Source organism: uncultured Acetatifactor sp. (genome assembly GCF_948601915.1).
Classification (GTDB): domain Bacteria; phylum Bacillota; class Clostridia; order Lachnospirales; family Lachnospiraceae; genus Acetatifactor.
In genome coordinates, this window is the sequence record NZ_CAPDXS010000074.1 from 1 (window position 1) to 25,520 (window position 25,520).

At 53.1% G+C, this 25,520-nt stretch carries 29 protein-coding genes and 1 pseudogene; 3 read left to right on the forward strand and 27 right to left on the reverse strand.

The annotated features are described in order from the left end of the window. Nucleotides 1-606 precede the first annotated feature (606 nt). Nucleotides 607-2,283, forward strand: coding sequence for a recombinase family protein (locus tag Q2B33_RS13525; protein WP_334305508.1), 1,677 nt, complete (start codon nt 607-609; stop codon nt 2,281-2,283). Here the strand turns inward: Q2B33_RS13525 and Q2B33_RS24550 are convergent. From Q2B33_RS24550 to Q2B33_RS13565, 8 genes and pseudogenes are all read right to left on the reverse strand, one after another. Then, a pseudogene (locus tag Q2B33_RS24550) lies at nt 2,241-2,432 on the reverse strand (manganese catalase family protein); the annotation flags it as partial. The gene Q2B33_RS13525 and the pseudogene Q2B33_RS24550 overlap by 43 nt on opposite strands. Further along, entirely contained in the window at nt 2,433-2,687 is a 255-nt protein-coding gene (locus tag Q2B33_RS13535) for a spore coat protein CotJB (RefSeq protein ID WP_300569158.1), read from the reverse strand. Continuing rightward, the gene (locus Q2B33_RS13540) at nt 2,684-2,869 is read right to left on the reverse strand and encodes a spore coat associated protein CotJA (protein WP_300569154.1); all 186 of its coding nucleotides are present in this window, start codon (nt 2,867-2,869) and stop codon (nt 2,684-2,686) included. Before Q2B33_RS13540 ends, Q2B33_RS13535 begins: the two co-directional genes overlap by 4 nt. A 234-nt stretch (nt 2,870-3,103) precedes the next feature. After that, the gene (locus Q2B33_RS13545; RefSeq protein WP_300569151.1) at nt 3,104-3,982 is read right to left on the reverse strand and encodes a DegV family protein; all 879 of its coding nucleotides are present in this window, start codon (nt 3,980-3,982) and stop codon (nt 3,104-3,106) included. A 178-nt stretch (nt 3,983-4,160) separates the two neighbouring features. Beyond that, a complete protein-coding gene (locus tag Q2B33_RS13550; RefSeq protein ID WP_300569148.1) occupies nt 4,161-4,310 on the reverse strand; it encodes a hypothetical protein in 150 nt (49 codons plus the stop codon). 26 nt (nt 4,311-4,336) lie between these two features. Further along, the gene (locus Q2B33_RS13555; RefSeq protein ID WP_300569145.1) at nt 4,337-4,537 is read right to left on the reverse strand and encodes a hypothetical protein; all 201 of its coding nucleotides are present in this window, start codon (nt 4,535-4,537) and stop codon (nt 4,337-4,339) included. Between the two features lie 26 nt (nt 4,538-4,563). Then, nucleotides 4,564-5,259: a LytTR family DNA-binding domain-containing protein gene (locus Q2B33_RS13560; protein ID WP_300569142.1), complete on the reverse strand. Its 696-nt coding sequence runs from the start codon at nt 5,257-5,259 to the stop codon at nt 4,564-4,566. Nucleotides 5,260-5,377: 118 nt separating this feature from the next. Next, nucleotides 5,378-5,560: a hypothetical protein gene (locus Q2B33_RS13565; RefSeq protein WP_300569139.1), complete on the reverse strand. Its 183-nt coding sequence runs from the start codon at nt 5,558-5,560 to the stop codon at nt 5,378-5,380. A 192-nt stretch (nt 5,561-5,752) separates the two neighbouring features. Here Q2B33_RS13565 and Q2B33_RS13570 point away from each other — a divergent pair, with 192 nt between their 5' ends. Both Q2B33_RS13570 and Q2B33_RS13575 read left to right on the forward strand, forming a co-directional pair. Next, nucleotides 5,753-6,019, forward strand: coding sequence for a hypothetical protein (locus tag Q2B33_RS13570; RefSeq protein WP_300569136.1), 267 nt, complete (start codon nt 5,753-5,755; stop codon nt 6,017-6,019). A gap of 51 nt (nt 6,020-6,070) precedes the next feature. Further along, on the forward strand, nt 6,071-7,537 hold the full coding sequence (locus Q2B33_RS13575; RefSeq protein ID WP_300569133.1) for an ABC transporter ATP-binding protein: 1,467 nt from the start codon (nt 6,071-6,073) through the stop codon (nt 7,535-7,537). A 96-nt stretch (nt 7,538-7,633) separates the two neighbouring features. Here Q2B33_RS13575 and Q2B33_RS13580 read toward each other — a convergent pair whose 3' ends face one another. From Q2B33_RS13580 to Q2B33_RS24250, 19 genes are all read right to left on the reverse strand, one after another. Beyond that, nucleotides 7,634-9,076, reverse strand: coding sequence for a spore germination protein (locus Q2B33_RS13580; protein ID WP_296464831.1), 1,443 nt, complete (start codon nt 9,074-9,076; stop codon nt 7,634-7,636). 147 nt (nt 9,077-9,223) lie between these two features. Continuing rightward, a complete protein-coding gene (locus Q2B33_RS13585) occupies nt 9,224-9,679 on the reverse strand; it encodes a helix-turn-helix transcriptional regulator (RefSeq protein ID WP_300569112.1) in 456 nt (151 codons plus the stop codon). Between the two features lie 145 nt (nt 9,680-9,824). Then, the gene (locus tag Q2B33_RS13590; RefSeq protein WP_300569109.1) at nt 9,825-9,992 is read right to left on the reverse strand and encodes a hypothetical protein; all 168 of its coding nucleotides are present in this window, start codon (nt 9,990-9,992) and stop codon (nt 9,825-9,827) included. A 121-nt stretch (nt 9,993-10,113) separates the two neighbouring features. After that, nucleotides 10,114-10,644 (reverse strand): hypothetical protein, encoded by a 531-nt coding sequence (locus Q2B33_RS13595; protein WP_300569106.1) that lies wholly within the window; start codon nt 10,642-10,644, stop codon nt 10,114-10,116. 62 nt (nt 10,645-10,706) lie between these two features. Next, entirely contained in the window at nt 10,707-11,006 is a 300-nt protein-coding gene (locus Q2B33_RS13600) for a hypothetical protein (RefSeq protein WP_300569104.1), read from the reverse strand. 50 nt (nt 11,007-11,056) lie between these two features. Then, on the reverse strand, nt 11,057-11,848 hold the full coding sequence (iolB, locus tag Q2B33_RS13605) for a 5-deoxy-glucuronate isomerase (protein ID WP_296464861.1): 792 nt from the start codon (nt 11,846-11,848) through the stop codon (nt 11,057-11,059). A gap of 28 nt (nt 11,849-11,876) precedes the next feature. After that, complete coding sequence (locus Q2B33_RS13610) at nt 11,877-12,830, reverse strand: electron transfer flavoprotein subunit alpha/FixB family protein (RefSeq protein ID WP_300569102.1); 954 nt, start codon at nt 12,828-12,830, stop codon at nt 11,877-11,879. Then, nucleotides 12,823-13,677 (reverse strand): electron transfer flavoprotein subunit beta/FixA family protein, encoded by an 855-nt coding sequence (locus tag Q2B33_RS13615; protein ID WP_330691381.1) that lies wholly within the window; start codon nt 13,675-13,677, stop codon nt 12,823-12,825. The genes Q2B33_RS13610 and Q2B33_RS13615 overlap by 8 nt, the downstream gene beginning before the upstream one ends. Beyond that, a complete protein-coding gene (locus Q2B33_RS13620; protein WP_300569098.1) occupies nt 13,602-14,684 on the reverse strand; it encodes a (Fe-S)-binding protein in 1,083 nt (360 codons plus the stop codon). Before Q2B33_RS13620 ends, Q2B33_RS13615 begins: the two co-directional genes overlap by 76 nt. Before the next feature lie 50 nt (nt 14,685-14,734). Then, nucleotides 14,735-16,132, reverse strand: a complete 1,398-nt coding sequence (locus Q2B33_RS13625; RefSeq protein WP_300815628.1) for an FAD-binding oxidoreductase — start codon at nt 16,130-16,132, stop codon at nt 14,735-14,737. Nucleotides 16,133-16,162: 30 nt separating this feature from the next. After that, nucleotides 16,163-17,077 carry a carbohydrate kinase family protein gene (locus tag Q2B33_RS13630; protein WP_300569092.1) on the reverse strand — a complete coding sequence of 305 codons (915 nt, stop codon included), beginning with the start codon at nt 17,075-17,077 and terminating at the stop codon, nt 16,163-16,165. Next, on the reverse strand, nt 17,077-17,898 hold the full coding sequence (locus Q2B33_RS13635) for a class II fructose-bisphosphate aldolase (RefSeq protein WP_296464870.1): 822 nt from the start codon (nt 17,896-17,898) through the stop codon (nt 17,077-17,079). Before Q2B33_RS13635 ends, Q2B33_RS13630 begins: the two co-directional genes overlap by 1 nt. A gap of 37 nt (nt 17,899-17,935) precedes the next feature. After that, on the reverse strand, nt 17,936-19,426 hold the full coding sequence (gene xylB / locus Q2B33_RS13640) for a xylulokinase (RefSeq protein WP_300569089.1): 1,491 nt from the start codon (nt 19,424-19,426) through the stop codon (nt 17,936-17,938). A 172-nt stretch (nt 19,427-19,598) separates the two neighbouring features. Next, a complete protein-coding gene (locus Q2B33_RS13645; RefSeq protein WP_300569086.1) occupies nt 19,599-20,147 on the reverse strand; it encodes a Uma2 family endonuclease in 549 nt (182 codons plus the stop codon). A gap of 43 nt (nt 20,148-20,190) precedes the next feature. Further along, nucleotides 20,191-20,703: a deoxyuridine 5'-triphosphate nucleotidohydrolase gene (locus Q2B33_RS13650; RefSeq protein WP_300569083.1), complete on the reverse strand. Its 513-nt coding sequence runs from the start codon at nt 20,701-20,703 to the stop codon at nt 20,191-20,193. A 242-nt stretch (nt 20,704-20,945) separates the two neighbouring features. Beyond that, nucleotides 20,946-21,506 carry an anaerobic ribonucleoside-triphosphate reductase activating protein gene (gene nrdG, locus Q2B33_RS13655; protein ID WP_300569080.1) on the reverse strand — a complete coding sequence of 187 codons (561 nt, stop codon included), beginning with the start codon at nt 21,504-21,506 and terminating at the stop codon, nt 20,946-20,948. A 137-nt stretch (nt 21,507-21,643) separates the two neighbouring features. Beyond that, the gene (gene nrdD / locus Q2B33_RS13660) at nt 21,644-23,827 is read right to left on the reverse strand and encodes an anaerobic ribonucleoside-triphosphate reductase (RefSeq protein ID WP_300569077.1); all 2,184 of its coding nucleotides are present in this window, start codon (nt 23,825-23,827) and stop codon (nt 21,644-21,646) included. A 372-nt stretch (nt 23,828-24,199) separates the two neighbouring features. Next, a complete protein-coding gene (locus Q2B33_RS13665; protein ID WP_300569073.1) occupies nt 24,200-25,009 on the reverse strand; it encodes a helix-turn-helix domain-containing protein in 810 nt (269 codons plus the stop codon). Between the two features lie 161 nt (nt 25,010-25,170). Continuing rightward, on the reverse strand, nt 25,171-25,520 hold a 350-nt coding region (locus tag Q2B33_RS24250), incomplete at its 5' end, for a hypothetical protein (protein ID WP_330687857.1).

The following is a 25,520-nucleotide window of genomic DNA, read 5'->3' on the forward strand; positions in this document are numbered from 1 at the left end:
CATATACCATACCGAGGATGGACGGATAACCTGTTAAAAAAATCCTCGTCAACGCATGGGGGCTTTCTACCCTGCAAGTAGAAGTCAAATCTCTACATAATAGAAATGTACATCGGTACTTTTGACAGGCGTTTCATGTTATTGGTAGATGATGCCTTGGCTATCAGCATCGGCATTTCCAAAAAGGACTAACCATCCCGTTATATCGTACAAACCCTAACGAATATCATATAGCGAGGTGGTGTTGATGATTGAAGTGTCGTGAGTTTGTCTATGTCGGAGAGCCTGCTCCGCAAATCACAGAACAGGAACACACAGCGTTTTATCTGCAATTTCAAAAGTCAATACTTGCTTCTCTGAAAAAAAGAGAACTATTGACACACTCGCAGTATGAGCGTTGTATCGAGGAAATAGAAAAGCAATACAGAAAGAGCAACCGCAGCCAAGCCTAAACGCTTGGCTCTTTACATATGTTTCGTGAACCATCGCTACTAAGTGAAATCGTTAAGCAGTATAAAATATGGCAATGCTTTTGTCGGGAAAGGAGCTATTCTTATGTCAATAGACAAATACGAAACCCTCAATCAAGAGAGAAAAATACAGAATATGAAAAAGAAAGTTGCCGCTTACTGCCGTGTCTCCACGGACAATGACGACCAGGCAAATTCATTTGAAAGCCAGCAGCGGTATTTCCGCCAGTATATCGAACGTAACCCCGATTGGGAGCTTTATGCCATATTTGCCGATGAGGGCATCTCTGGAACGAACACAAAAAAGAGAAAAGAATTTAACCGCATGATTGCATGTGCCAAAAACGGCGATTTCGATTTGATTATCACAAAGGAAATCTCCCGTTTTGCGAGAAATATCCTTGACAGCATATTCTACACCCGTGACCTCAAAAAGCACGGAGTAGGCGTTATCTTTCTAAACGACAACATCAACACCTTGGACGGCGATGCAGAGCTTCGCCTTGCCATTATGTCCTCTATCGCACAGGAGGAAAGCCGCAAGACTTCCGAGCGTGTCAAATGGGGACAGAAACGCCAGATGGAGCAAGGCGTTGTGTTCGGGCGCAGTATGCTCGGCTATGATGTAAAAGACGGCAAAATGACTATCAATGAAGATGGGGCGAAAATCGTCCGCCTTATCTTCCGCAAGTTCGTGGACGAGGGCAAAGGCACTCATGTTATCGCCCGTGAGCTTCGGGAGGAGGGTATAAGTCCCATGCGTGTGAAAGAATGGAGCAATACCGTCATTTTACGAGTGATACGCAATGAAAAATACTGCGGCGACTTAGTACAGAAGAAAACCTATACGCCAGACTTCCTATCCCATGAAAAGAAAGTAAACCTCGGGCAGGAGGAATTTGTCATCCTCAAAGACCACCACGAGCCGATTATCTCCCGTGAGCTTTTCGACAAGGCAAACCGCATTTTAGATGCAAAATCGCTTTCGCAGGAGGGCAAGGCAAAACACAGCAACCGCTATCCGTTCTCTGGAAAAATCAAATGCGGCAGATGCGGGGCAAGCTATGTTGCCCGATACAAAACCCGAAAGGATGGAAGCCAGTATAAGGCATGGCGTTGCTTTGAGGGCGCAAAACATGGAAGCCCCCACATCGACAAAGCAGGAAACCAAGTGGGCTGCTCTGGAACAAGCATCCGCAACGAAGAAGCCATCCACATTATGTATCTTGTCTGCAAGCAGCTCACCATTGACCGCCAGAAAATAGCGGATAACTTGATTAAAACGATTCAAAAGGTGATTTCACTGGATATGACTGGTGCAGATACAAATACTCTGGAAGAAAAAAAAGAAGCGGCACAGAAAAAACGTACTGATTTGATTGACCTTTACACAAGCGGCGATATTGACCGTGACGAATTTACGGCTCTTAGGGCAAAATACGATGCTGAAATCAACGGTTTGAAATCCATGATGGAAAGCGTGGAAAAACAGCAGGTTGTAATTGCAAAGCAAAAGGAACTGATGGAGGACATTAAAAACGCCGTGGATGAGCTTATCGGCGGCATTGAGTACGAGGATGAATTTTACACACAGTTACTTGACAAGATGGTGATTAACGACAGGGAGAACATAGATGTATATCTGAATTTACTTCCCCTTAAATGGAGCTATACGGTTGCGGGCAGCATAAACTGTCTAAAGGACAAACAGCTAAAAAAAGCGTTAGCCTCTGAAAACGCCCTGCAAGCACGGCGGAACATTTCAGAGGCTTCACTACCGATATCCGTCAAAAGCCCCGCCACCTCCCGGTAAGGGATGGAATATCGCTGGGACAGGTAGCGCATGCTGGCTCCCATCTCGCCGTCGGGCCCGCCGTACTGGGAGATGATGGCCTGGGCCAGCATGGCGTTGGGCTCCTTGATGTTCACGGGGAATTCCAATCTCTTCTCATAACTCCACATTTATGCGCACTCTCCTTCCCAGGGCAGAGGGGCCCCTCCCCATCTCCACTCTTCGCCGCACTCCGTCAGTCTGAGATTCAGAGGGAAGTATTTCTGGGAGAACTCCTTCTCCATCTGATTCTTGATCCGGTTGTAATGGTTGAAGTATTCCATCGCCCTGCGGTCATGGGGATGGGTATCCAGATACAGTGCCAGCTCAATCAGCACAAAGTCCGCAATCCCGATATCTCTCAAAAGCTGCTCCCTCTCTCTCATGATACGCATCTCCTTCCCGTGAAGGGCTTATCCAGCTCCGGGAATATCGTCCCGGCACAGTAAGCCTTCTCCAAATCATCATACATCCCCTCGAACTCCTGCCAGGGCACATAGGCCATGGCCACCGGGAACCTGTCGATATTTTTGCCGTCACAATGTTCGTGCATTTCGATTCCTTTCATTGCCTAAATTTGCTTGCTATTATACTATGAAGGGACTCGGAAACTGTGCAGCAATCGAGGAGGGGAATCCTTTCTCCCCTGCCCGCCGCGCGGCCCGCATGCTGCGATAGCAGCAAAATTCCATATGCGGGTCTGCGCAAAAAACAGACCGGCCGCGCTTTCATCGCGAAACCAGTCTGTCATATCGTTCCAGGGGTATCCTTCCGGAAAAACAGCCATGGAGCCTTCCCCCAATCAGCGGGACTCTCCCATAAAGAACAGCGCAATGGTGCCCGGCCCGGAATGCGCTCCGATGGTAGGGCCGATGTGGCTGATCAGGAAGTTCCGGAATCCGAACCTCTCCTTTATCAGATCCCGCACATACTCCGCATCCTCCAGAGCGTCCCCATGGCTGATGAACACGCAGTCCTCCCTGTTCTCCTCCGCCCAGGAACCCATCTTCTCCTCCATATAATCCACCAGCGCGCTCAGGGATTTCTTCCGCCCCCGCACCTTTCCAATCAGGATCAGATGCCCTTCATCGTCCACATGGAGCTTTGGCTTGATGGAAATCATGGAGCCCAGCACTGCAGCCGTCCTGCTGACCCGCCCGCCCCGGTAGAGGTGATACAGATCGTCTACCGTGAACACATGTGTGAAATTCAGCACATGCTCCTCCAGCCACCGGGCCGTCTCCTCCATGGATTTTCCCGCATCCCGCATCCTCACAGCCTTGTGGACGAACAGGCCCTCTCCCATGGATGCGCTCAGGCTGTCCACCACCCTGATCTTCACCCGCGGATGCTCCTCCATCAGCTCCCGGGCCGCCATACCGATATTGCCGCAGGTGCCGCTTAAGCCGGAAGAGAACGCCAGATAGAGGATTTCCTCCGCTCCCCCTGTCTGTATATATTCCTCCAGCAGCTCCTTCGCCTCGGCGGGATTGATCTGGGACGTGGTGGGCATCTTGCCCTCCTCCCGCATACAGGCATAGAATTCCTTCCAGTCCAACTGCTTTTCCCTGCCGTAGGTGACACCGTCCAGGATATAGCTGATGGGCAGGCAGCCCACATCGTGCGCCTCCAGATATTCCACCGGAAGGTCTGCCGTGCTGTCGGTAATGAGTTTGAACATATTTCTCCTCCTGCTATACTCTATTCCATACTATATAATCGGCATTTCATTCTTGCCAGCCACATAGCACAGCCTGTCATGCCGTTCATCCGGTTTTCGGCAAGATTTAATCACCGAATATATATAATCAACTTTCCTGACTTTACCACAAATCTCCTCATCTGTCAAATCCGCGCCGCTATCCGGAGCCCCTCTCCGATTCCCTGTCAAAACCAGCGCGTATACTCCCCCAATGGGCGTCCGCCCTGACGGTGATGTCCCTGGATTTCGCCAGGGATATCTTGCCGTTCAGGATGACGTCCGTCATCTTGTTGCCTGTCTTCAGCACGGTATCCACCAGCTCCAGGTCTGCCCTCAGCTCTTCAGGTACGCCTTCAGGGATTCCAGGTCACCCGCCTGGGCATAGCTGCCCAAGACCTGGATATGGCTGCGGTAGTCATGCCGCCATCCTCTCACCTGGCTGTACATGTTCTCCATCTCCTCGTAGTGGGCCGTCAGCAGGCCGCTCTGGTACTGCGCGATTCTTTTGTCTATCAGCTTGTCCAGCAGGCGCACAGGGACTCTCCTTTCCGGTGAAAAGGTCAGAAATAGGCGATCAGGGCCCGGTTCACTCCCTCGTAGGCCCTGCCGGACAAAGGCAGCCGGGTGCCGTCCTTCAGGGTCACGTCGGTCCTGGCCACCTGCTTCACGAACCGCAGGTTCACGATATAGGAGCGGTGAATTTTGTAGAAGCTCTCGTCCAGTTCCCCTTCCAGCTCCTTCAATGTACGTTTAACCGTATATTCTTCATCGGCATGTACCGTGACATAGTTGCGCAGCACTTCCAGATACCGGATTTCATGCAGCGGCACCCTGGTGGTGGCGCTGCCGCAGGTTAGCAGGAGGGCATTCTCCCTGGCGGCCAGCCGCTTCATGGCCCTGTCCAGCACAGGGCGCAGCTTTTCCCCTGTCACCGGCTTCAGCAGATAGTGGAGCGCCTCCACATCGTAGCCCTGGCCGATATAGTCCATGTAGCCCGTGATGAACACAATCTGGAGCCCCGCGCCCATTTCCCGGAGCCTCCCTGCCAGCTCCACGCCGCTCATCTCCTTCATCTCGATGTCCAGGAACAGCACGTCTACGGAATCGTCGTCCTCATATGCGAAGAGAAAGGCCTCGGCGGAGGGATAGGATTCTATCCGCAGGGGCTGCCCCGCCTCCCGGTTCCACTCCAGTATCAGGGACTTTATATAATCCGCATCCGCGGCGACATCGTCACATATGGCAAATCTGTACATGGCAAAATCCTCTTGGCGGCTTCGCTGGCCGCTTGGCTCATTGCCCGCGGGAATAAAAACATCCCACAGGAAAACAGAATGCTGGTACGGCTGATTCCTGAGGGATGTCGAAAAACAACTATTCCTTAATCTTGTCAAGCTCTGTCAAGTTTACTCCTGCCACTGTCAGTATTACTTTCAGTTCAATATAGCGTTCTTTCATTTCCGCGTATGCATCTGAATCCTTTTGTGACAGCTTCATGTAGCGCTGCAGTCTGCCGAACTCTTCAACCGATATCTTTATCATCTCTTTTTCAGACATCCTATCACCACTTTCTAAAGGGCCGCACCTGTATATCCGATGCTTTCATTATAACAGCCCTCCGGTAAGGTGTAAAGCCTTATTTCGTCCCCCCATTCGGCTATTTCGTCACCGCTGCGCCAAATTGCGGGAATCTATGATACAATAATTACATCCGCAAATTCCTATCGAAAGGAGACATGACAGAACGATATGGCAGAAAAAAAGCAAAAACCCAAATACAACATGTGGCAGTCCGCCGCCTTCATGGTGCGGCTGGCCATCTGGGAGCGGGAGAAGAAGGTGCCCGTGCTCTGCATCCTGACAGCGCTTCTGGCGGTGGCATGCAATCTCTCCGGGCTCTATGTGGCGCCCGTCATCCTCGGTTCCGTAGAGGCCCTTTTGCGGCATAATGAGTACCTCTTTTCTTGTGATTTTAATTATACTTCATTAGCCACTCCCGTTACAACTCTATTATAGCACTTCAGAGCCCAGCTCTTCCAAAGCCATTTTGGCGGCGCAGGCTGGGGATTGAACAGGGCCTTCGGGCTGTTGGAGGACCTCTTCACTGCCGTCTTCACTCTGACCGGCGGCATAGCGCTGACCGTGACCCTGTTCACCGCCAGAGTGCCCGATAATGCCGGGGCGCTGACTATCCTGAACAGCCCTCTTTTTGTGGTCCTCATCATGGCCGTCATGCTGGCTGTCACTTATGTGGCTCCTATGTTCTCCAATAAGGCGGACAGCTATTTCGCCTTCAATTCCGACACCCACGCACTGGCCAACCGGCTCTTCGGCTACTATGGCTTCATGGGCCACAGGCGGGAATTTGCCACGGATATGCGCATCTACCGCCAGGATCTCCTGTGCGGGAAATTCAACAGCGACAAGACCGGCACTTTCAGCTCCCAGGGCTATTTCGCCCGTCTGGCCAGAGGCCCCATGGGCGCCTACTCCGGCGCTTCCAGGGCAGTGTCCGTGCTCTTCACCGGCATAGCCTACCTGTTCGTGGGCCTCAAAGCCTGGGCAGGGGCTTTCGGCGTAGGCCTGATGACCCAGTATGTATCCTCCATCGTCAGGCTTTCGGACGGAGTCTCCTCCCTGATAGGCACTGCCGGGCTGATCCGCATCAACGGCTCTTTCGTGCGGCAGTTCTTCGACTTTATGGACTGCCCCAATGTGATGTACCAGGGGAGCCTGACCGTGGAGAAGCGCCGCGACCGACAGTATGAGATAGAATTCCGGGACGTGTCCTTCCGGTATCCGAGAAGCGAGCAGTACGCCCTGCGCCATGTGAACATGAAGTTCAAGGTAGGGAGCCGGATAGCCGTGGTAGGGGAAAACGGCAGCGGCAAGACCACCTTCATCAAGCTGCTGTGCAGGCTCTATGACCCCACAGAGGGCACTATCCTCTTAAACGGCATCGATATCCGCAAATACAGCTATCCGGAATACCTGTCCGTTTTCTCGGTGGTATTCCAGGATTTTGCCCTGACAGCCCTGCCGCTGGGCCAGAACGTGGCCTCTGCCGCATCCTATGACAGGGAAGCCGCCGTCTCCTGCCTGAAGAAAGCGGGGTTTGGGGACAGGCTGGACCAGCTTCCCAAGGGCCTGGATACTTATCTGGGCAAGGACCTGAACGAGGACGGCGTGGACATGTCTGGCGGGGAAAAGCAGAAGATCGCGCTGGCCAGGGCCCTGTACAAGGATGCGGCCTTCATCGTCCTGGATGAGCCCACCGCCGCATTGGATCCCATAGCAGAGGCCGAAATATACAGCAGGTTCAACGCCATCATAGAGGACAAGACGGCCATCTACATCAGCCACCGCCTCTCCTCCTGTAAATTTTGTGACGACATATCAGTCTTCGACAAGGGCTCTGTCATCCAGCAGGGACGCCATGATGCCCTTGTGGCAGATGCAGCCGGAAAGTATCATGCGCTGTGGCATGCCCAGGCCCAATACTATGACGACGCCGGGGCCGGTGTTCTAGTGTAAAACTGGTGTAAAATCAGATTTGGGGCCGACAAAAAGCCCTGTCCGTCTGGCATACAGCCTGAAAGACAGGGCTTTTTCACACAGCGGCATTTCGTCTTATTCGTCCTCTTTCAAGGCTCCCGGCAGCCGCGTCCGGAACAGCTTGCTCTTCAATGCTTTCCATTTAAAGGGAATCAGCGGGTACAGGTAGCTCCTGTGGGACACGGTCCGGTTGCAGCCCATGGCCAGCAGGGACAATAGTATCCCGCCGATATACCCCCACAGATTGAACCACTGGGCCAGCAGCAGGGTGATGATGCGCAGGAACTTCAGGGCGTACCCAAGCTCATAGTTGGACTGGGTGTAGTTCGCGATGGCTACAAAGGCCATGTACAGCATGACCTCGGAGGAGAACCATCCGCTGTTCACTGAGAATTCCCCCAGCACCAGGGCCGCCATGACGCTTAAGGGGGTGCTGAGCATGTTGGGGGTGTTGATGGCCGCCAGCTTCAGGCCGTCTATGGCCAGCTCCAGCACCAGGAACTGCCATATCAGAGGGAGGTTGGGCTCCTCCTGAAGCATGATGAATGAAAAGCTCTCCGGAATCCACTGGGGATTGTTCATCATCAGCAGGAAAGTGGGCGTGACCAGATAAGTCAATATGGAAATCAGGAACCTTGTCATCCGCAGGTAAGTGCCCGTCACCGGCGGGAAATAGTAATCGTCCGCCTCTTCTATCACGTCGAATATGGTGGTGGGCAGGATCATGGCCGATGGGGAATTGTCCACCAGTATGACGATATTCCCCTCCAGCACCTGGGCGGACGCCGCATCGGGCCGCTCCGTGTACTTGAACTTGGGGAAAGGATTGTACCATTTGCGCTGGTACAGGCATTCCGCCAGGGATTCCTGGTTCATGGTCAGGGAGTCCGCTTTGATGTCCTGGATTTTCCGCCTGATTTCATCCAGGAAGACATCGTCCACCCTGCCTTTCATATAGCAGAGGGCGATGTCCGTGTGGGAGCTCTCCCCGGCGTTCAGCATCTCCATGTGCAGGTCCGTGCTGCGGATTCTGCGGCGGATCAGGGCCGTGTTGGACACCAAAGTCTCCACAAAGCCGTCCTTGGAGCCCCTGAGGGCCTTGTCCTTCTCCGGCTCCGCCACGCCCCTGGAGGGATATGTCCTGGAGTCGATGACCAGCGCCTTCTTATAGCCGTCTATCAGCAGGAGGAACATCCCGGAGAGCAAAGACTGTATCAGGGTGTCCCACTTATCCTCTATGTCCACCTCCACATAGGGGGTGAACTGCTTCGACATGCCGTGCATGTCCTCCGGCATCTTGTCCGGGGTCAGGTCCATGAAATACTGCAGGAGCTTCTGGTCCAGGTCGTCCTTGCAGAAGCCGTCTACCAGGTACATGCAGGCCTCTTTGCCGCCGATGTGGACGACACGATAGATGATGTCGAAATTCCGTTCCACATCCAGGGTTTGGTTCAGATAGGCCATGTCCGCCTGCAGGGAACCTGTGATTTTCTGTTTACTGTCCCTCTTTTCTTCCATGCTTTCCATGCTTCGATAAACTCCTTTTCAGCCGCGGTTCGTGCGATAATCCTTCATTCCGTTCACACTTATCTTAGCCAAACCGGGAATTTTTATGCGCAGCAAAAAAGCCGGCCTCATAAAAGGCCGACTCTTTCGATTCTATAGCTATGCTACCTTCCGCATCCTTCTGGAAACCATGAGGTACGCGCCGAACAGCATTACCTCAATGCATGTCACCAGTCCCCGAATCCACGGGGGAACCTGCATGTCGTATGCTCCCATAGTCAGAAAGTCTACGCCTACGCATATCGCTGCCATAGCCTGTATCAGCTCACGCAGCTTCTTTCCCTGCGCCTGCTGCTTTTCCAGGGCCAGGATTTTCGCTGGATAAGGGAATCTGTCATTTTCGGAACTGCTTTCTACATTTCCCTCTGACAAAAGCTCATCTACCGTGATTCCGAATACCTGCGCTATCCTCTTAGTCATGCCCAAATCCGGACATCTGGAACCGCTCTCCCATCTGCATACGGTCTGCCTGGAGACATAAAGCCTGTCGGCCAGCTGCTGTTGGGTGAGACTGTTTTTCTCGCGCTGTATTTTTATGTTCTCGTTCCATGCCATATCTGTTCTCCTCCTTTGGAATGCTTTTCCGGAATGCATTTCTTCTGGAATGCTCTTCTTCCGTTTGTTCTATGATACTACTTTCCTGCGCTTTTGAAAAGCGCCGAGGTGGAAACGGTATGTTCCCATTCCGGTAACAGCATATCTACCGCGCTTTCCGCACATCCAGCACCTTCATCAAAGCCTCCTGCAACACCCTGGACACATTGATTCCCGCATGCTCCGCCGCATGATTCGGCCAGCTTGGCAGAACCGCGTTCCGCCTAACTGTCCTTGTATCGAGATTGCCACGGAATCCTGTGCCTTCTATCATCAAAAAAACTCCTTTTCCGCCATAATCTGTGCAATTTTTGTACACTTATCATGACCTGAAAAGGAGTTTTTATACCCGTAGGGTTATTTCCCTGCATCAATCTCCGAGAGATTTTCCGAACTTAAAACTCACCATCATAGTACTTCTGCCACCAGGCAATCCATTCCGGATACTGGTTGGCCTCCAGCTGTTCCTGGAAGGTGTTCCACGTCTCATCCGTGATACCGTTTACGATGCTGTTGGAGATGAAATTGTTCACCAAATCGACCAGCTCGATTTCCATAAAAGAGCGCTCGTTGACTTTCTCTGCATCGGTGAATTTGACGGGCATATATTCCGTCTGCAGATAGTCCCAGACCACATCCACCATTGCTTGACGGTAATAGTTGTCATTCTCCATGTCTGCGGACAGTACTGCCAGTTCATCTTTCCGAATCAAAGGACAGCGCGAACCACCTACACCGTAAGTGTAACCATAGTCCACCCCTTCTTCCACTTCCGTAAAAACACGTTCTACCACCTTACCGTCCTCGATATCCCAGGTACCGCCCTTTTCGCCGGCGCTGACAGTATATTTCATCTCTGTGCTGCTGGACAGATAGTTCCACCAGGTCAGAAGCGCCTCTATGTTTTCACATTTCGCTGAAGCCACGAAAACAGTGCGTCCCGCAGTAAGGCGGTCTCTTTCTCCGGTCTTTACCGGTTTCACGCCCTCTATGGCAGATCCGGATAAAGGCCCGGTCTGGTGCGGTCATAGTAGTCATCCGGCTCCAGCGTAGCCGCATGCACCACGGGAACATACCCCTCTTTATAACTGGCAAGATTCTTCAAATCCAAATCCGATTCTATCTGGATATAGAACGGCAAATCCTTTCTGTCCAGCCTACTGCTCCTGTAGGCAATCTGGAAGGACAGCGGCTCGTTGCGCATGGCCAGGGTCTGAGGCAGGGATTCCCCGCTTATCTCATCAGGAAATATCTTTGCCAGGGAAGAAAGCAGCCTTGTCTCTAACATATTCCATCCTCTCTTTCATGATTTTCCATGTTTTCACGTTTTACATCAGTTCATTTTGCCACCCACGCATGATCGGGATCGTCGCTGCGGTTGAAACCCTGGTGCTCACCTGCCATCACCCACAGGAAATAAGTTTCGTAGCCTGGTATGGAAACCGTGGTATGATATCCTCGCGGGAATTCTACCAGCTCGGCCTGTTTCACTCTGTACGCCTCATCTATCTCTCCGTCACGGGTATAAAGGCATTGTACCGCGAATCCCTGACTCGGCTGGAACAGGAAATAGTACAGTTCTTCCGCGATAGACTCCCTGGGCATATCTTCCTCATCGTGTTTATGGGGCGGGAATCCCGCCCAGTTGCCCGGAGTCACATAGGCCTCTCCAATGGTCAGGACTTTGGCATTGCTGTTCTGGTCGATGAGGAAACTCGTCTCTCTCTGGAAAGGCTGCCTGCCGAGCACGGACAGTGTCACATGGTCTTCCCGCAGCAGCTGAGGCTTTGTCCTTTCTGCCACAGGCGACCTGCATACCGCGATTTTGACATGGCCGCATGCTTCTATCGTCAGCTTCTGTTCCCTGGGCATGTAGAAGCACTCTGCTCTCCTGTTTTCGAATACCGTGCTTCTGTTGCCTACGCGTTCCCATCTCACCCCATCAAAACCGACATCACAATGTCCTTCCAGCATGATGAAAGCCGTCTCCTTATCCGCCGTGTCGAAAGGGATGCTCTGTCCCTCTTCCAGTTCGATTATGCCAAATTCCAGCATCTTCAGCATGGAGTTCTCTGCCGTACTGATTTTCGTATATCCGCTGCCGGGGATATAGCTTTTCTTGTAGTTCATGTTCTCCTCCTGTTCCGGCGCTCCGCTGTCACCCAGGGTATCCGCCCTTTGTCAATATCTCTTCCATTTCTTCCATCACTTCCCGCCAATCGGCCACCATCCCGTAATCCGCATAGTCAAAAATCGGCGCATGGGCATCTTTATTGACCGCGATAATCTTCTCTGCTCCCATGATTCCTGCCAGATGCTGGACTGCACCGCTGATGCCCGCCGCAATATAGATTTCCGGATGAACCGCTATTCCCGTCTGGCCCACCTGGCACCGATAAGGGGCATATCCCAGGTTCACAGCCATCCTGGTAGCGCCCAGCGCCGCTCCAAGGCGCTCCGCCACCCGGGCCAGCCAGGAAAATCCCTCTTTAGAGCCAATGCCCGCTCCCCCCGCCAGAATCAAATCGGCCTGCCACAGGGAACATTCCTCCGAGAGCTTTTCAAAAGAAATCTGGCGAATCCTGTCATCCGTATCCTCCAGCCGGTTCTCCCGGATAATCCCCTCAGCCTTGTCATATTTTCTCCCCCGATAGATGCCTGGCCGGACTGTGGCCATCTGTCTCGCTCCGATGCTCTGTATACAGGCCAGCAGACTGTTCCCGAAGGCCGGGCGAGTCTGCAGCAGCCTTCCGTCCCCGTCCAATGCAAGCTCCGTGCAATCCGCGGTCAGTCCCGCCTCCAGCATGTTCGCCAGCATGGGCATCATGCCGCGCATCCGAATCGTGGCCGGAGCCAGGATAATCCCGGTTCTCCACTCGCCGCATATCTTTCCCCGCAGCCACCGGGCCAGGATACTGTCATCCATGAAATCCTCTCCCAGGAATAGTACGTCCGCCCTGTCTGCGCCATAGGAAAAAGCTTCCCTGGCGCTTTCCTTTCGGAAAGCCAGCACATGCACTTCTCCCTGAAAGCATGCCGCCAGTTCCGCCGCCTTGCTTACCAGTCCCCAGTCCGGCCTTTCCGGACATATCACCAGGATTTCCTTACACATGCCCCTTCTCCCGAATCATGGAAAGTATTTTTTCTGCCCCAATGGTAACATTTGTCTCCTTTGGACCTTTTCGCAGCCCTTTTTCAAGCTGTGCCACGCGCATCACTTTTGTCCTGGAACCGGACAGTCCACATTTACAGGGCTCCAGCCCCAAATCTGCAGCTGTAAGGATTTCCACCTTTTTGCCGACGGAAACCTTTCTGGCCCTGAGACCCGGCAGTCGCAGCGGATATGCGTATTCACAGAAAGACACCACTGCCGGTACCTGAACCGCAAGTCTGACTATTCCCTGTTCCAGAATCCTGGTACAGGAAAAATGTTCCGATTCCGCTTCCAGCGAAGATGCATTTGTAATACAGCCAAGTCCCAGTGCCGCGGCTACCTCCCCCGGAACCTGGCCGGTCTCCCCGTCCATGGTCCTTCTTCCACATAGAATCAAGTCGAAAAAACCCATTTTTCTGATTGCAGCCGCAAGAACAGCCGCAGTAGCGTAAGTGTCCGCCCCCGCCATTTGAGAATCGCTGACCATCACTGCCCGATCCGCCCCTCTCGCCAAAAGCTCTGCAAGAACATCTCGCGCACTTTCGGCCGCCATGGTAAGGACTGTGACCGTCCCCTCCCCCCGCAGCCTGAACGCGGCTTCCAGGGCCGCCATGTCCGCCAGATTCAGCTGATGGGATATCCTGTCCCGCGCTATGCAGAAGTCGCTGTTCATGGCGACTTCACCTGCCTCCAACGGCACCGCCTTAACCAGAACCAGGAGCTTTCGCTTCATACGCATCCCCCATCCAGCGCTTCGAAAAGGTCTACCAGCTTCCTGCCCTCCGGCACGGTCTCCGCCAGGCATTCGTAGGCCTGCGGACTTGCCGTCAGCATGATTTCCGCCTTCGTCCTCAGCATATCTTCCCAGCGTCCTGCCGCAATCCGCTTTACCAGTTCCGGCATATAAGCCTTTGCCAGAGAGGTACCGCAGGATTTCGCCAGTCTCTCGTGATGAAACATCTCCACCAGTTCATATCCCAGCTCTCTGGCAATGTCACGGGCTTCCGTGAATTCCTGAAACGTACGGGCCAGACGGTCGTCATCATGATAGACCGCACGCCCTTCTGCTTTTCGGGCGATTTTCAGTCTGCCGTCCTTCAAAAGCCTACGAATATAAGCAGTGGCCGTCACCACCGTCCCCTTCAGCCCAATGCCCCATTCCGGATATTTCTGAACCATGATTTCAGCGTCATAACTGTCCAGGACAACGATTTCTTTCGCCTCCGTCCCGTTTATGGCTCCGGCACAGATTTCCGCCTGCTGCCGCACTTCCTCCACATAGCCTGTCAAATCTCCCAGCATGACGCCGGAAGCCGGTTCCTGTTCCAGCACCGTATAAGACACGCCTGCCTTATCCAACAGGCTCAGCAACGCCTTCGCCATCCCGGGAACCGCCACAGCTGCCACTTCTCCCAGATAGACCAGGGTTTCAGCCTTTCCCGTTTTCCCATAGGATTTCTTTTCTGTTCCATATATAGTTCCTGTCTGCTCAATGCGATCCAGTACCTCCGACACCGCTTTTGGCGCCAGGTCGTTCAGGATTGCCTCCGTCCGGGCCTCCCTGATGTAAAGGGGCGGCTGATAGCCTGTGGCACAATTGTCCGTACAGGCATCACAGAGAAGACACTCGTACATAACCTCCGCCATGCTTTCGTCATACACCTTGCCCCGGCGCACCATGGAAAGAAGCAGCGCTTTCGCCCGAGGCGTGTTCACTTCCTTTCCCGTCTGGAGCTGAACCGGGCACAGATGCCGGCACATCCAGCAAAAACGACATTTATCTGCGTGTTTATCCGCAAGCTGACTCATCATCTTTTTCTCCTTATTTATAATCCGTTTTACTGTCCTGTGGGTTCCGCTTCTTACAGGCCGAGTTTGTACGGATTCATGATGCCATTGGGATCCAATGCTTTTTTCAGGCCTTCCATCACCTGGAAGGCGGGGCCATACTGCTCCTTCATCAGACGTGCCAGTTTCAGACCGATGCCGTGATGGTCATTGATGACACCGCCGTTTTCCATGGCTGCCCGCACTCCCGTATTCCAAATCTGGTTGTGCAGCCGCAGGGCCTCCTCCCTGTCCTCTGGCGAATCATCCATGATGAAGCGGTCGTAAATCATAGTTCCCCAGCCATACCAGTGCGAACAGTGCGCAATGAACCGGACGCCCGGGAAATTGCTTTCGATGGCATTCTTCATGGCCCAATAGATTTTTTCCACATGGCTGAAATCAGCTACCGTATCCATAGTGCCGAACATCTGTGGAATATCCATGATATGATCCGGATAGAAAAAAGTGATTCTGTTCTCATACCACTTTTCTCCGTATTCGCTTCCCATATCCCTGCCTCCATGCCTGACACAAATGTCGATGACCATCTCCATCTCAATGTCCACGATTTTTGCAATCCCTTCCAGGGTCAGATTCATAAAGCTCCCTCTTTCTTCCACCCCGATAATCTTCTTGATAATGGAGACGGTCTCCGCCTCGTCGAAAAGCCGCATGATAGACGGCTGGCATTTCTGCATGATATCCCTGCCTGCCTCCAGTCCCGCTGTCAAGTCAGGGAACATGAATCCTCTGTGTCTTCGGCATTCCGGTTGTTCGAAGAGACGGAATGTCGCTTTCGTAATCACCCCCAGCGTCCCTTCCGATCCTATGAAAATCTGATTCAGATCCGGCCCCGCCGCATGCTTCGGGACAGGAAGCGTGTTCATGATGTCCCCGTTCGGCAGAACCACCTCCATGCTCATGCACATATCGTCTATCTTGCCGTACCTGGAGGACAAAATGCCGACTCCCCTGTGCCCCAGCGCACCGCCTATGGTGCCACAGGTCAGGCAGGAGGGGATATGCATACAGGAATACCCTCTCTCATTGGCATACCATTCCAGCTGCTGGAAAATCATTCCCGCCTCCGCCGTAATGGAATGGGCATTCTCGTCAATGGAAATCAGGTGGTTCATCCGCTTCATATCCAGCAGGATGCCGCCCGCCATAGGAAGTGCGCCGCCCTGGGAACCGGAGCCGCCGCCCCATGTATGTACGGGAAGCTTGTAGTAATTGGCTATCTTCAGGATTCTGGAGACCTCCTCCGAACTCCCCGGCCGGACGATGACATCCGCCATGGGCCCTTCCGCCCCATGGTCTTCCCACATACGGCTGATCCAGAAATAATCCACGCTGTAAGTGGCCCGTTCCGCTTCCGTGGTGGATACATTCTCCCTTCCCACCACATCCTCCAACTCAAATCGAATCATGTCCGACATAAAAGACTTTCCCTTCATCCCTCACTCCTCCAATTCCTGATATTCCTGTATAAATTTCAGAACCTCATCAAATCCCGGAATCCCTTCCTGTGTGCCGAAGCGGGTACATTTCAGGGCGGAGGCTGCGGAGGCGAAACCGGCAGCCTCCAAAAGCTCCATCCCCTTCATCCTGGCCGCCAGGAACGCGCCGTGGAACGTGTCCCCCGCCCCATTGCTGTCCACAGCCTTCACCCGGAATGCAGGATAACGGACTTCCCTGCCCTCCTGCCAGAGAAAACCTCCCCGCGCCCCCTGTGTCACAATCAATACCTCCGGATGATATGCTCCTTCCAGAATTTCCGCTGCCCGCAGGACATCCCTCTCTCCTGTGAATTTCAGGGAAAACTCTTCCGACGGAATCAATATGTCCACATGGGGCAAAAGCCGCCGAATCCCCGGATAGACGCCCCCTGCATCCAGGCTGACCTTTATGCCATATTCGCGGGCTTTTCCGGCAGCATAGATTGCTGTTTCCAGATGATGGCCGTCCAGATGCAGAAAGGAAGCCTCTCTCAGCACACGGATATCCACATCCTCCATTTTCGGAGAAGGCACATTCCCCCTGCTCCAGACACATGTCCTGGTGGCATTTTGAAGATTCAGGATTACAATACCGTGATAGGAAACCGCCCCTTTCACTATTCTGACATGGTCTGTCCCGACTCCATAGCGGCTAAGGCTTTCCCGGATGAAGTCCCCATAGGCGTCGTCTCCCAATGTCCCGATATAACCGGCCTCTATTCCGAGCTTGCCAGCTGCCACCAAAGCCCCGGCGCAGGGACCTCCTCCCTGGGCCTTTGACTCTATGCCCTGTACTTTGCTGTCTTCTTTCGGAAACCCCTCCACTGTCATCAGCATGTCGAACAAAGCCGAACCGATTCCCAACAATTTCGCCATCACGCATCCGCTCCCAACAATTTTATCTTGCTTATCGCAAAGTTCTTCACCGCCTCCATGGGCCCCTTCATGAACAGATCCACCGCCACGATATCCCTGTCTGCTTCCAGAATCTCATTAAGATAGGCACAACACAGATCCGTGCTGAAATTAACCTTCCTGATTCCGGCCTGGATTGCCTGGCGTATCTGGTCATCCGGCACCCCGGAACCGCCGTGGAGCACTAACGCTGCCTCCACCGCCCGATGGATGTGGCGGATTCGGTCGATGGCAAGTTCCGGCTCTTTTATGTAATGGCCATGAGCGGTCCCCACCATGACAGCCAAAGCCTTTATCCCTGTCTCCTCCGCAAAGCGGACAGCTTCCTCGATATCTGTATAATTAGAAAGGATTTCATCCCTGGCCAGCCCGATATGTCCCAGCTCTCCTTCCACACTTACGCCAACCATTTCCGCCAGCTCCACAATCCGTCTGGTTTCAGCGATATTTTCCGCAAGAGGCTTTGCCGAGGCATCCATCATCACGCCGGTGGCACCGTAACGAATGGCGCGCATCACCTCTGCCTGTCCGGCTCCATGGTCAATGTGCAGCACAGCCGGCGTCTCCAGCTCATCCATAGCCTCCCGCACCAAGGCCGCCACATATCGGGCCTCCCGGGAATCGAACAGCCGGCTGTATATCTGAAAAATCACCGGACTTTTTGTCTCCTTTGCCGCATTCATGACTCCCAGAACCGTCTCCATATTGTATACATTGAACGCCGGTATGGCGCATCCCCTCTTCTCTGCGATTTCCAAAATCGCCCCTAAGTCACAGCGCATCCTATCCTCCTGTCTCTAGTCCCGTATCCTTATCCTGTCATGGCCTTGCCGTCAGATAATCCCTTTGATAGATTTCCTGCAGCGCATCATGGATATCCCTGTATTTTCGGAACAAGGCTTCGTAAATGTTACGATTCTCTGCTATCGGTTCTGTCACAGAATCAATTTCCACACAGGCTGCCGCAGCCTCCTCATAACCGGAAAACCATCCAATCCCCACAGCGGTGAGCATGGCTGTCCCGAAAGAAGAATCATCTGTCTTCAGCTTTTCCAGCGCTACTCCCAATACATCAGCCACAATCTGCCTCCAGAGCGTCCCCTTTGCCCCGCCCCCGATGACGCGTACCCGATTCATTTCCATTCCCAGATTCTTTACCGTATCCATGCAGTCCCGCAGCGAAAATGCCACGCCTTCCAGGGTCGCCCGTGTAAAATGGTCCTTTGTATGACAGGCGCTGATTCCGATGTAACTGGACTTGAGCCTGGAATCATTGTAAGGCGTCAGCTCTCCGTTCAGATAAGGATGAAATATCAGTCCGTCGCTCCCCACGGAAATCTTTTCAGCCGCTTCATTCAGCCGCTCATAAGGCATTTCCCCCAGGCTGTCCCGATACCAGCGATAGCTGGCAGCGCAGCTGGACGTAGCCGTCCCCGGATACCATAGTCCATCGATTACATGTCTGTAATTAAATATATACGGAGAATCTACCGCTCTGTCGCTTACGGTACAGATGCGCCCTGCTGTGGCCAGCTTCACTGTTGAGTGGCCCCTCTTCACGTTTCCTGCGGCAAAGACCTCCATCACGGTATCCGTCGTGCCAATCAGGACTTTTGTCCCTTCCGAAAGCCCATACTCCCGCGCCGCCCTGGCAGTAACGGTTCCCGCCGTTTCGGCAGGCTCCCGGATTTCAGGCAGCCATTCCATGGGAATCTCTCCAATCCGACAGAGCGTTTCAGACCAGCATTTTTTCTCCTCATCATAGAACATGGATCCCATGGCATCTATGGAATCTGTCCCCATAATACCTGTGAGCAAAAAGCGGAGATAATCCTTGGCGAACAAAATATGGCGGATTTTCGACCATATCTCCGGCTCATGACGGTGAAGCCACATCAACTGCGGCAACGTCCAGACCGTGGTCACTTCATTTTTGCACAATTTTCTGATAAGAGCAGCATATTCTGCCTTAAGGTACTCTGTCTCCCCGGCGCATCTCTGGTCAGTCCACAGAATCGCTCTGCGCAGCAGCTTTCCGTCCTCATCCAGCAGAACCGCCGTGTGAGTCGCCGCATCGATGGCCAGGGCCTCAATCTCTTTCGGAGGAATCCCTGTCTCCTGATAGATTTTCTGCAAAGCGGCTCCAAAGGCCTTTCCCCAGTCTCCAACATCCTGCTCAGCCCAGCCCGGCCTGTCATAATAGGTCGGATATTCACAGCCGCTGTCAGCTACTGTCCTTCCCTCTCTGGAAAGCAGCGTCACTTTCACAGAACCGCTACCGATATCAATGCCTAATACATAGTTTCCCATCCCGAATCCTCCTGGCAGGATTTTCTTGATACACTAAAGTATAAACCAGATTTCCCTTTTGGCTAATGCACAATTATGCCTATCCTATGCACAAAACAGCTGTTTTCCTCTGTTCTTCCTTAACGTAAAAAGAAAAAGGACTGGAAACCCAGTCCTTTTTCTACTGCCACCACTATTCAATATTTATTCCTGAAAAATCGATTTCGAAATCTTCATATATTCCGGTTTTTAAGCTATCAGCGAATGTATATTCCGCAACCGTGTCATGTCCAAAATCATATACCATGATACGATTTTTTTCAGGATCAACAATCCAATACTCCCTGACTCCTGCAGTACGATACTTGAATAATTTTTTATTATAATCCATTGAACGGCTTGATGGCGAAACAATTTCGATAATCCAATCAGGCGCGCCCTTGCAGCCTTGGTCTGTGAGTTTATTTTTATCACAAATTACAGAAATATCAGGCTCAAGATAAATTCTATCGTCCCCACTCAAAAATACCGCAAATGGCGAAGGGTATACTTCGCAATCTCCGTTTTTATCTTGAATGTAATTAAAAATGCTGTTTGATAACACCATAACAAGTCTTTGATGAATTCTGTCAGGTGCTGCCATCATATATAATTCGCCGTCAATCAGTTCCGCCCTTTGTCCGTCTGGTAAATTGTAAATATCATCTATTGAATAAAGCTCAAGCTGTCTTGCCGCATCCATTTTATCACGCTCCGTTTTATCAGGATATCAAATATTACATGAACTACCTGGTGGTACTCCCCAGCCCGCCGTTGCGCACGCCTACAGCCTCATCGTCCACAGTGATTCCGTACTCGATGAAAATCCCCTGGGCGAAGCCCGTGCCCTGGGGCACCTCCACTGTCCTGCCCTCGTTGGTGTCATTGGTCAACTTGATGAAGATGTGCCCCTCATTGTCGGAGTTGAAATAATCGCTGTCAATGATTCCCACCGTATTGTTCATCTGCAGGCGGTACTTGAAGCCCAGGCCGCTCCTGGGGTAAATCTTCAATACCCAATCTTCATCTATTCTCACACGGATTCCCGTAGGAATCTTAATCGTCTCCCCGGGCTCCAGGCGAAAGGTAAACGGCGCAAAGAAATCGTATCCAGCGCTGCCCTTCGTGGCCCGCCCGGGAAGCGGCAGCTTCTCGTATATTTCCCTGATATCCCCATCGGAATACTGAGGGAAATCTTCTCTTACGGCTCCCTGGAAATTCTCGAAACTCACCTTGAAAAACTGCGCAACTCTCTTCATGTTTCCTCCCCGGCCAATCGCCTGTCCCTGGCGGTTCTCCCGCCTCTTTCCCACAACACTGCATCGCCAAAACGGCAAAATCCCATTAAATACGTCTCCGGCTCCCCGCAATGCAGGGAAGCCATATCCTGGCACGGAAATCAAGCACTGATTACTCGGGAATTCATGCACCGGCGTACTCGTTCCGATATCCGAAGCTCAGCACCCCGGAAGCGAATCTATGCAGATTCCATGACCGACGCTCAGTCACAGCACCCGCACACATCCCCCGGCTTCTGGGCTATCGTATACTCCTGCGCGTAATTTCCGCAATGCAGCACGGGAACCAGCGGATTCTCCTGGGCCAGCGACCGCTGCACGTCAATCACCCTCTGGTTGGCGCTGCCCTTCCACAAAAGCTTCACGTCCTTCTCAGCCTCATGGAACTCCCCGTCCACCACCACGTCTATATATTTCATGGCAGGATAATGCAGAATATCCTCCCACCTATCCCCGGTGTAGAGCCAGATGGTCTTATCCGGATACCGCTCCCTGATCTCAGCCATCAGGCATCTCACGTCCATCCTGTTGGCAGGGTGCAGCGGATCTCCCCCGGAAAAGGTGATGCCTGAGATATAGTCTTTCTCCAACTGCTCGAAAATCTCCTGCCTGGCCGCCTCGTCGAAGAGCAGCCCTCCGTCCGGGTCCCAGGTAAGGGGATTCTGGCAGCCCCTGCAGCAATGGCTGCAGCCCGCCAGCCAGAGCACCACCCGAAGCCCGTCGCCATTGAGCATGTCATCAGTCGTTATATTGTGATACCTCATTGTTTCTTTCTCCCGCCTGTCTTAAATCTCATGCCGCGCACAGGGCCTTCCCTCCGGCGGATCTCCCGGACCTGCACGGCTCCATTTCTCGGATTCTCATGCCTGCCATGCCCGCGCTGCCGGAAATTTTTCCTGTCTCACATGCTCTTCCGCTCCGCAATCTCCGCCATCTTGGCCTCGTTGAGCCTGGTGTCCCCGTGCACCCGGGAATAGGACAGATAGCCGTTCATGCGGTCTATCTTGGTCAGGTTCCGGCTGCCGCACTTGGGACAGACGTCCATCTCCAGCTCCTGGTGCCCGCAGTCGTCGCAGTAGGCCAGAGACAGGTTCACGCCCTCATAGAAGCCCAGATCCATGGCCCGGCGGATCAGCGTCCTGATCGCTTCGATGTTATAATCTATGGGATATTTCACATACTGAATCTTCCCGCCGTTGCTCAAATCCCAGAACCGGTCCTCCAGATCCTGCTTCCTGATGGGGGTAATGTCCTCGGTCACATGGCAGTGGAAGCTGTTGCTCACATACTCCCTGTCGGAGACGCCCTCCACGATGCCGTATTTGTTGCGGAACTGCTTCACCTGCAGGCCGCACAGGTTCTCCGCCGGCGTGCCGTAGATGGCGTACAGGTTGCCGTCCGCCTCCTTGAATTCGTTTATCCGCTTGTTGATGTATTCCAGCACCTCGATGGCGAATTCTCCGTCCTCCACCAAAGACTTGCCGTTGTACAGCTCCTGGAGCTCGTTCAGGGCCGTGATGCCGAAGCTGGCGGTGGCGGATTTCAGCAGCGGCTTGATCTTGTCCGAGAGCTTCAAATGACCGCCCAGGAAGCCGCCCTCGCAGTAGGCCAGCGGGTTGGTAGAGGCCCGCATCTCCCCCAGATAGGCATAGGTGCGGATGTGTAGCTGTCGAATCAGGTTCAGATAATAGTCCAGCACCTCATAGAAATCCCGGCTCTCCTTCCGGGACTTGGCCAGAATCATGGGCAGGTGCAGGGACACGGCCCCGATATTGAACCGTCCTACGAATACGGGCTTGTCCCCATCATCCGCCGGATGCATGCCGCCCCTCTCGTACCAGGGGGATAAGAACGCCCGGCATCCCATGGGAGACACGATACGTCCGTACTGCTTGTACATGCTGGCCACATAGCCCTTCCCCGTCAGGCTCAGCCAGTCGGGATACATGGTCTTGGCGGAGCACTGCACCCCTGCCTCGAACACATCCTCCAGAGGCTTTCCCGGGCCGTGGAGGTTCTCGTCATAGAGGAATACGATTTTCGGGAACAGCACCGGCTTCTTATGCTCCTTCTTGCCCTGGCCGCCCCGGCGCACCTCCAGCATGGTCAGGGTGGCAAGCTTGGCGAACCGCCCGGTGCCGGTGCCCGCCGTCACGGTGATGAAGGGGTAATCCCCTCTGCTGCTGCCCACCGTGTTGAACTTGTACTCCCAGCCCTGGAAGCCCTGCTCGAACTCCCTGACCACATCCTCGTAGGCTTCCTTCTCGGCCTTTCTCTCCTCTATCCCAAGGCGCGTATATTTCTCGATGTAACGCCGATAAGACTTCTCCGCGTAAGGCTCCAGAATCAAATCCACGCTGGGCACAGTGAATCCGCCGTACTGCTGGCTGGCGGCGCTGAGCACGATGTCCCCGATGACATCGAAAGCCACGTCCAGGGACTTGGGCTCATTGTACCACACATTGCCCATCTCGAAGCCGCCGCTCAGCACGTTCTGCACGTCGAAGAGGCAGCAGTTCATGGTGTCCCTCCTGGCGGACATGTCGTGGACATAGATATAGCCGTCCCTGCAGGCCTGGATTTCCTCCGTGGTCATGAAGAACTTCTGGTACAGTTCCTTGTTCAGCTGGTTGAACACAAGGCTGCGCTTGGTGGCCACCAGCGCGGAGTCCGTGTTGGCGTTCTCCTTGTCGCCGATGTACATGATGGACTGGCTTTTCTTATACACATCGTCCAGCATCCGCACAAAGTCCTGCTTGTAGTTGCGGTAGTCCCGATAGCTCTTGGCCACCACGGGCTTCACCTGCTCCAGGGCGCTCTCCACGATATTGTGCATGACCGGAATGGGCACTTCATCCATGTCCAGCTCATCCACCTTTTCAATCACGTACTGGCAAATCAGGCCTTCTTCCTTCTCCGTGAACTTGGCCAATGCCCTGTAGGCGCTCTTCGCCACCGCGTTGATCACTTTCTGTACGTTGAAGTTCTCCTTGCTGCCGTCCTTCTTGATGACATATACTTCTTTCGCCGGTCTGTATGCCTCGCCGTAGTTGACTTCTTCCTTCGCTGCCTGCTCGTTCTCCATATGAACGCTCTCCTTCATTGCCCCTAGCCCCCGTTTCCTTGTCCTTGCTGAATCACTGCCCTCCTTCCATGGAAAGAGAGCCATCCATAAGACACCCACTAAATACAAAATATAGTGTTTCTCTTTTTCAAATTCCAATATATAGTGTCGTGTACATACTAGTATATGAAAAAAGGCCGGGCTTGTCAATGTAAAATTTGGAAAAATCCGCCCTGTATGACAGGGCGGATTTTATTACATCTACATAGTATAATCTCTCTCGTCAAAGGCCATATCTCTCAAACAGCACATTCCGGAAATCCTTATCCCGTATGGCCCGATGGGCAGTCCACTCATACCCCTCCTTCGGAACCGGGAATGCATCGGAAAGCTTCAGTCCCTCCCTGTCCGGATCGCCTCATAAATCGCCTCATGCAGCCCCGTATACAGCTCGTCATAGCGTACATGCGTCCGCTCCAGCCTGACAGCCGTGGTATGCAGGTACAGCGGAACCTCCCTGCCCTCGCCGGAAAAGCTCTCCCCGTTCCTGGCCCTGATTGCCTCGGCGATTCCCTCCGCGTAGGACTCCTCTCTGCTGTCCGTGAGGATGCAGAATTCATCCCCACCGATGCGGAATACCAGGTCCCCCTCTCCCGCCGCCGCGCTCATGCGCTCCATGGCCTCAATGATGGCCAGATCCCCTGCCCTGTGGGAAATCTCATTGATGCGCATCATCTCTTTCACATCGCAGCAGATGAAAAAGCACTCCTTCCTCTCCTGAAACAAATCATACAGCTCACTGATATCCACATGCCTGTTGCTCATCATACATTGACCTCCATTCTCTGCCGGTATCCGAAGCCTCGGATACAGCTCATACTTCATCTTCCGAAATTCCGATGGTCTACAGTTCCATACCTGCCTGAACGCGCGCGCAAAGGATTCGTGTGTGCTGTACCCGTACTCCAGGGCAATGTCCAGGATGGTCCTGTCCGGGCTGCCCGCTAGGAGCCTCGCCGCCTGCATCATCCTCCTACGGATGACATAGTCGTGGACGGATATCCGGTTCACACAGCGAAAGGTCTTTTCCAGGGTGGATTTGGAGCAGAAGCATACGGCCGCCACATCCTCCGTCCGGATGTCATCCCGCAGATGCCCTTCAATATATTCCAGCGCTGTCAGCAGCAGCTCCACACGACGCATCCAAATCACGCCCCTTTCGATATCGTGGTTCCATTATAACAGGGATTCGGGGGAAAGACTTGACTTTTTGAGTCGATTCGGGCCTGAAATGAAAAAGGTGCAAAGCCTGACCCGGTAAAGACTTTACACCTTTTTTCGTATCTGCTATTCAGTTGCGGGACTTACTCTTTGATGTAGTCAAGCTCAGTCAGATTGATTCCTGAGGCTGTCAAGATGACCTTCAATTCTATATAACGGCGCTTCATCTTCTTGTACGCCGGAGACTCTTTGTCGGAATCTACCATGTAATCCTGCAATCGCGAAAACTCTTCCACCGATATCTTAAGCATTTCTTTTTCAGACATGCAGCCACCCCGCTTTCTAAAGTATTGCATCTGTGTCTCTTTGCTTCTTCCATGGAATGCCTTTCTTCCATTATAACAGCCCTGCATCCAGGTGTAAAGCTTTATTTCGGTTCCGTATGTGTCAAGTCCTAATTGGCACTTTTCTCTTTTTTGTAGATGTCCGACAT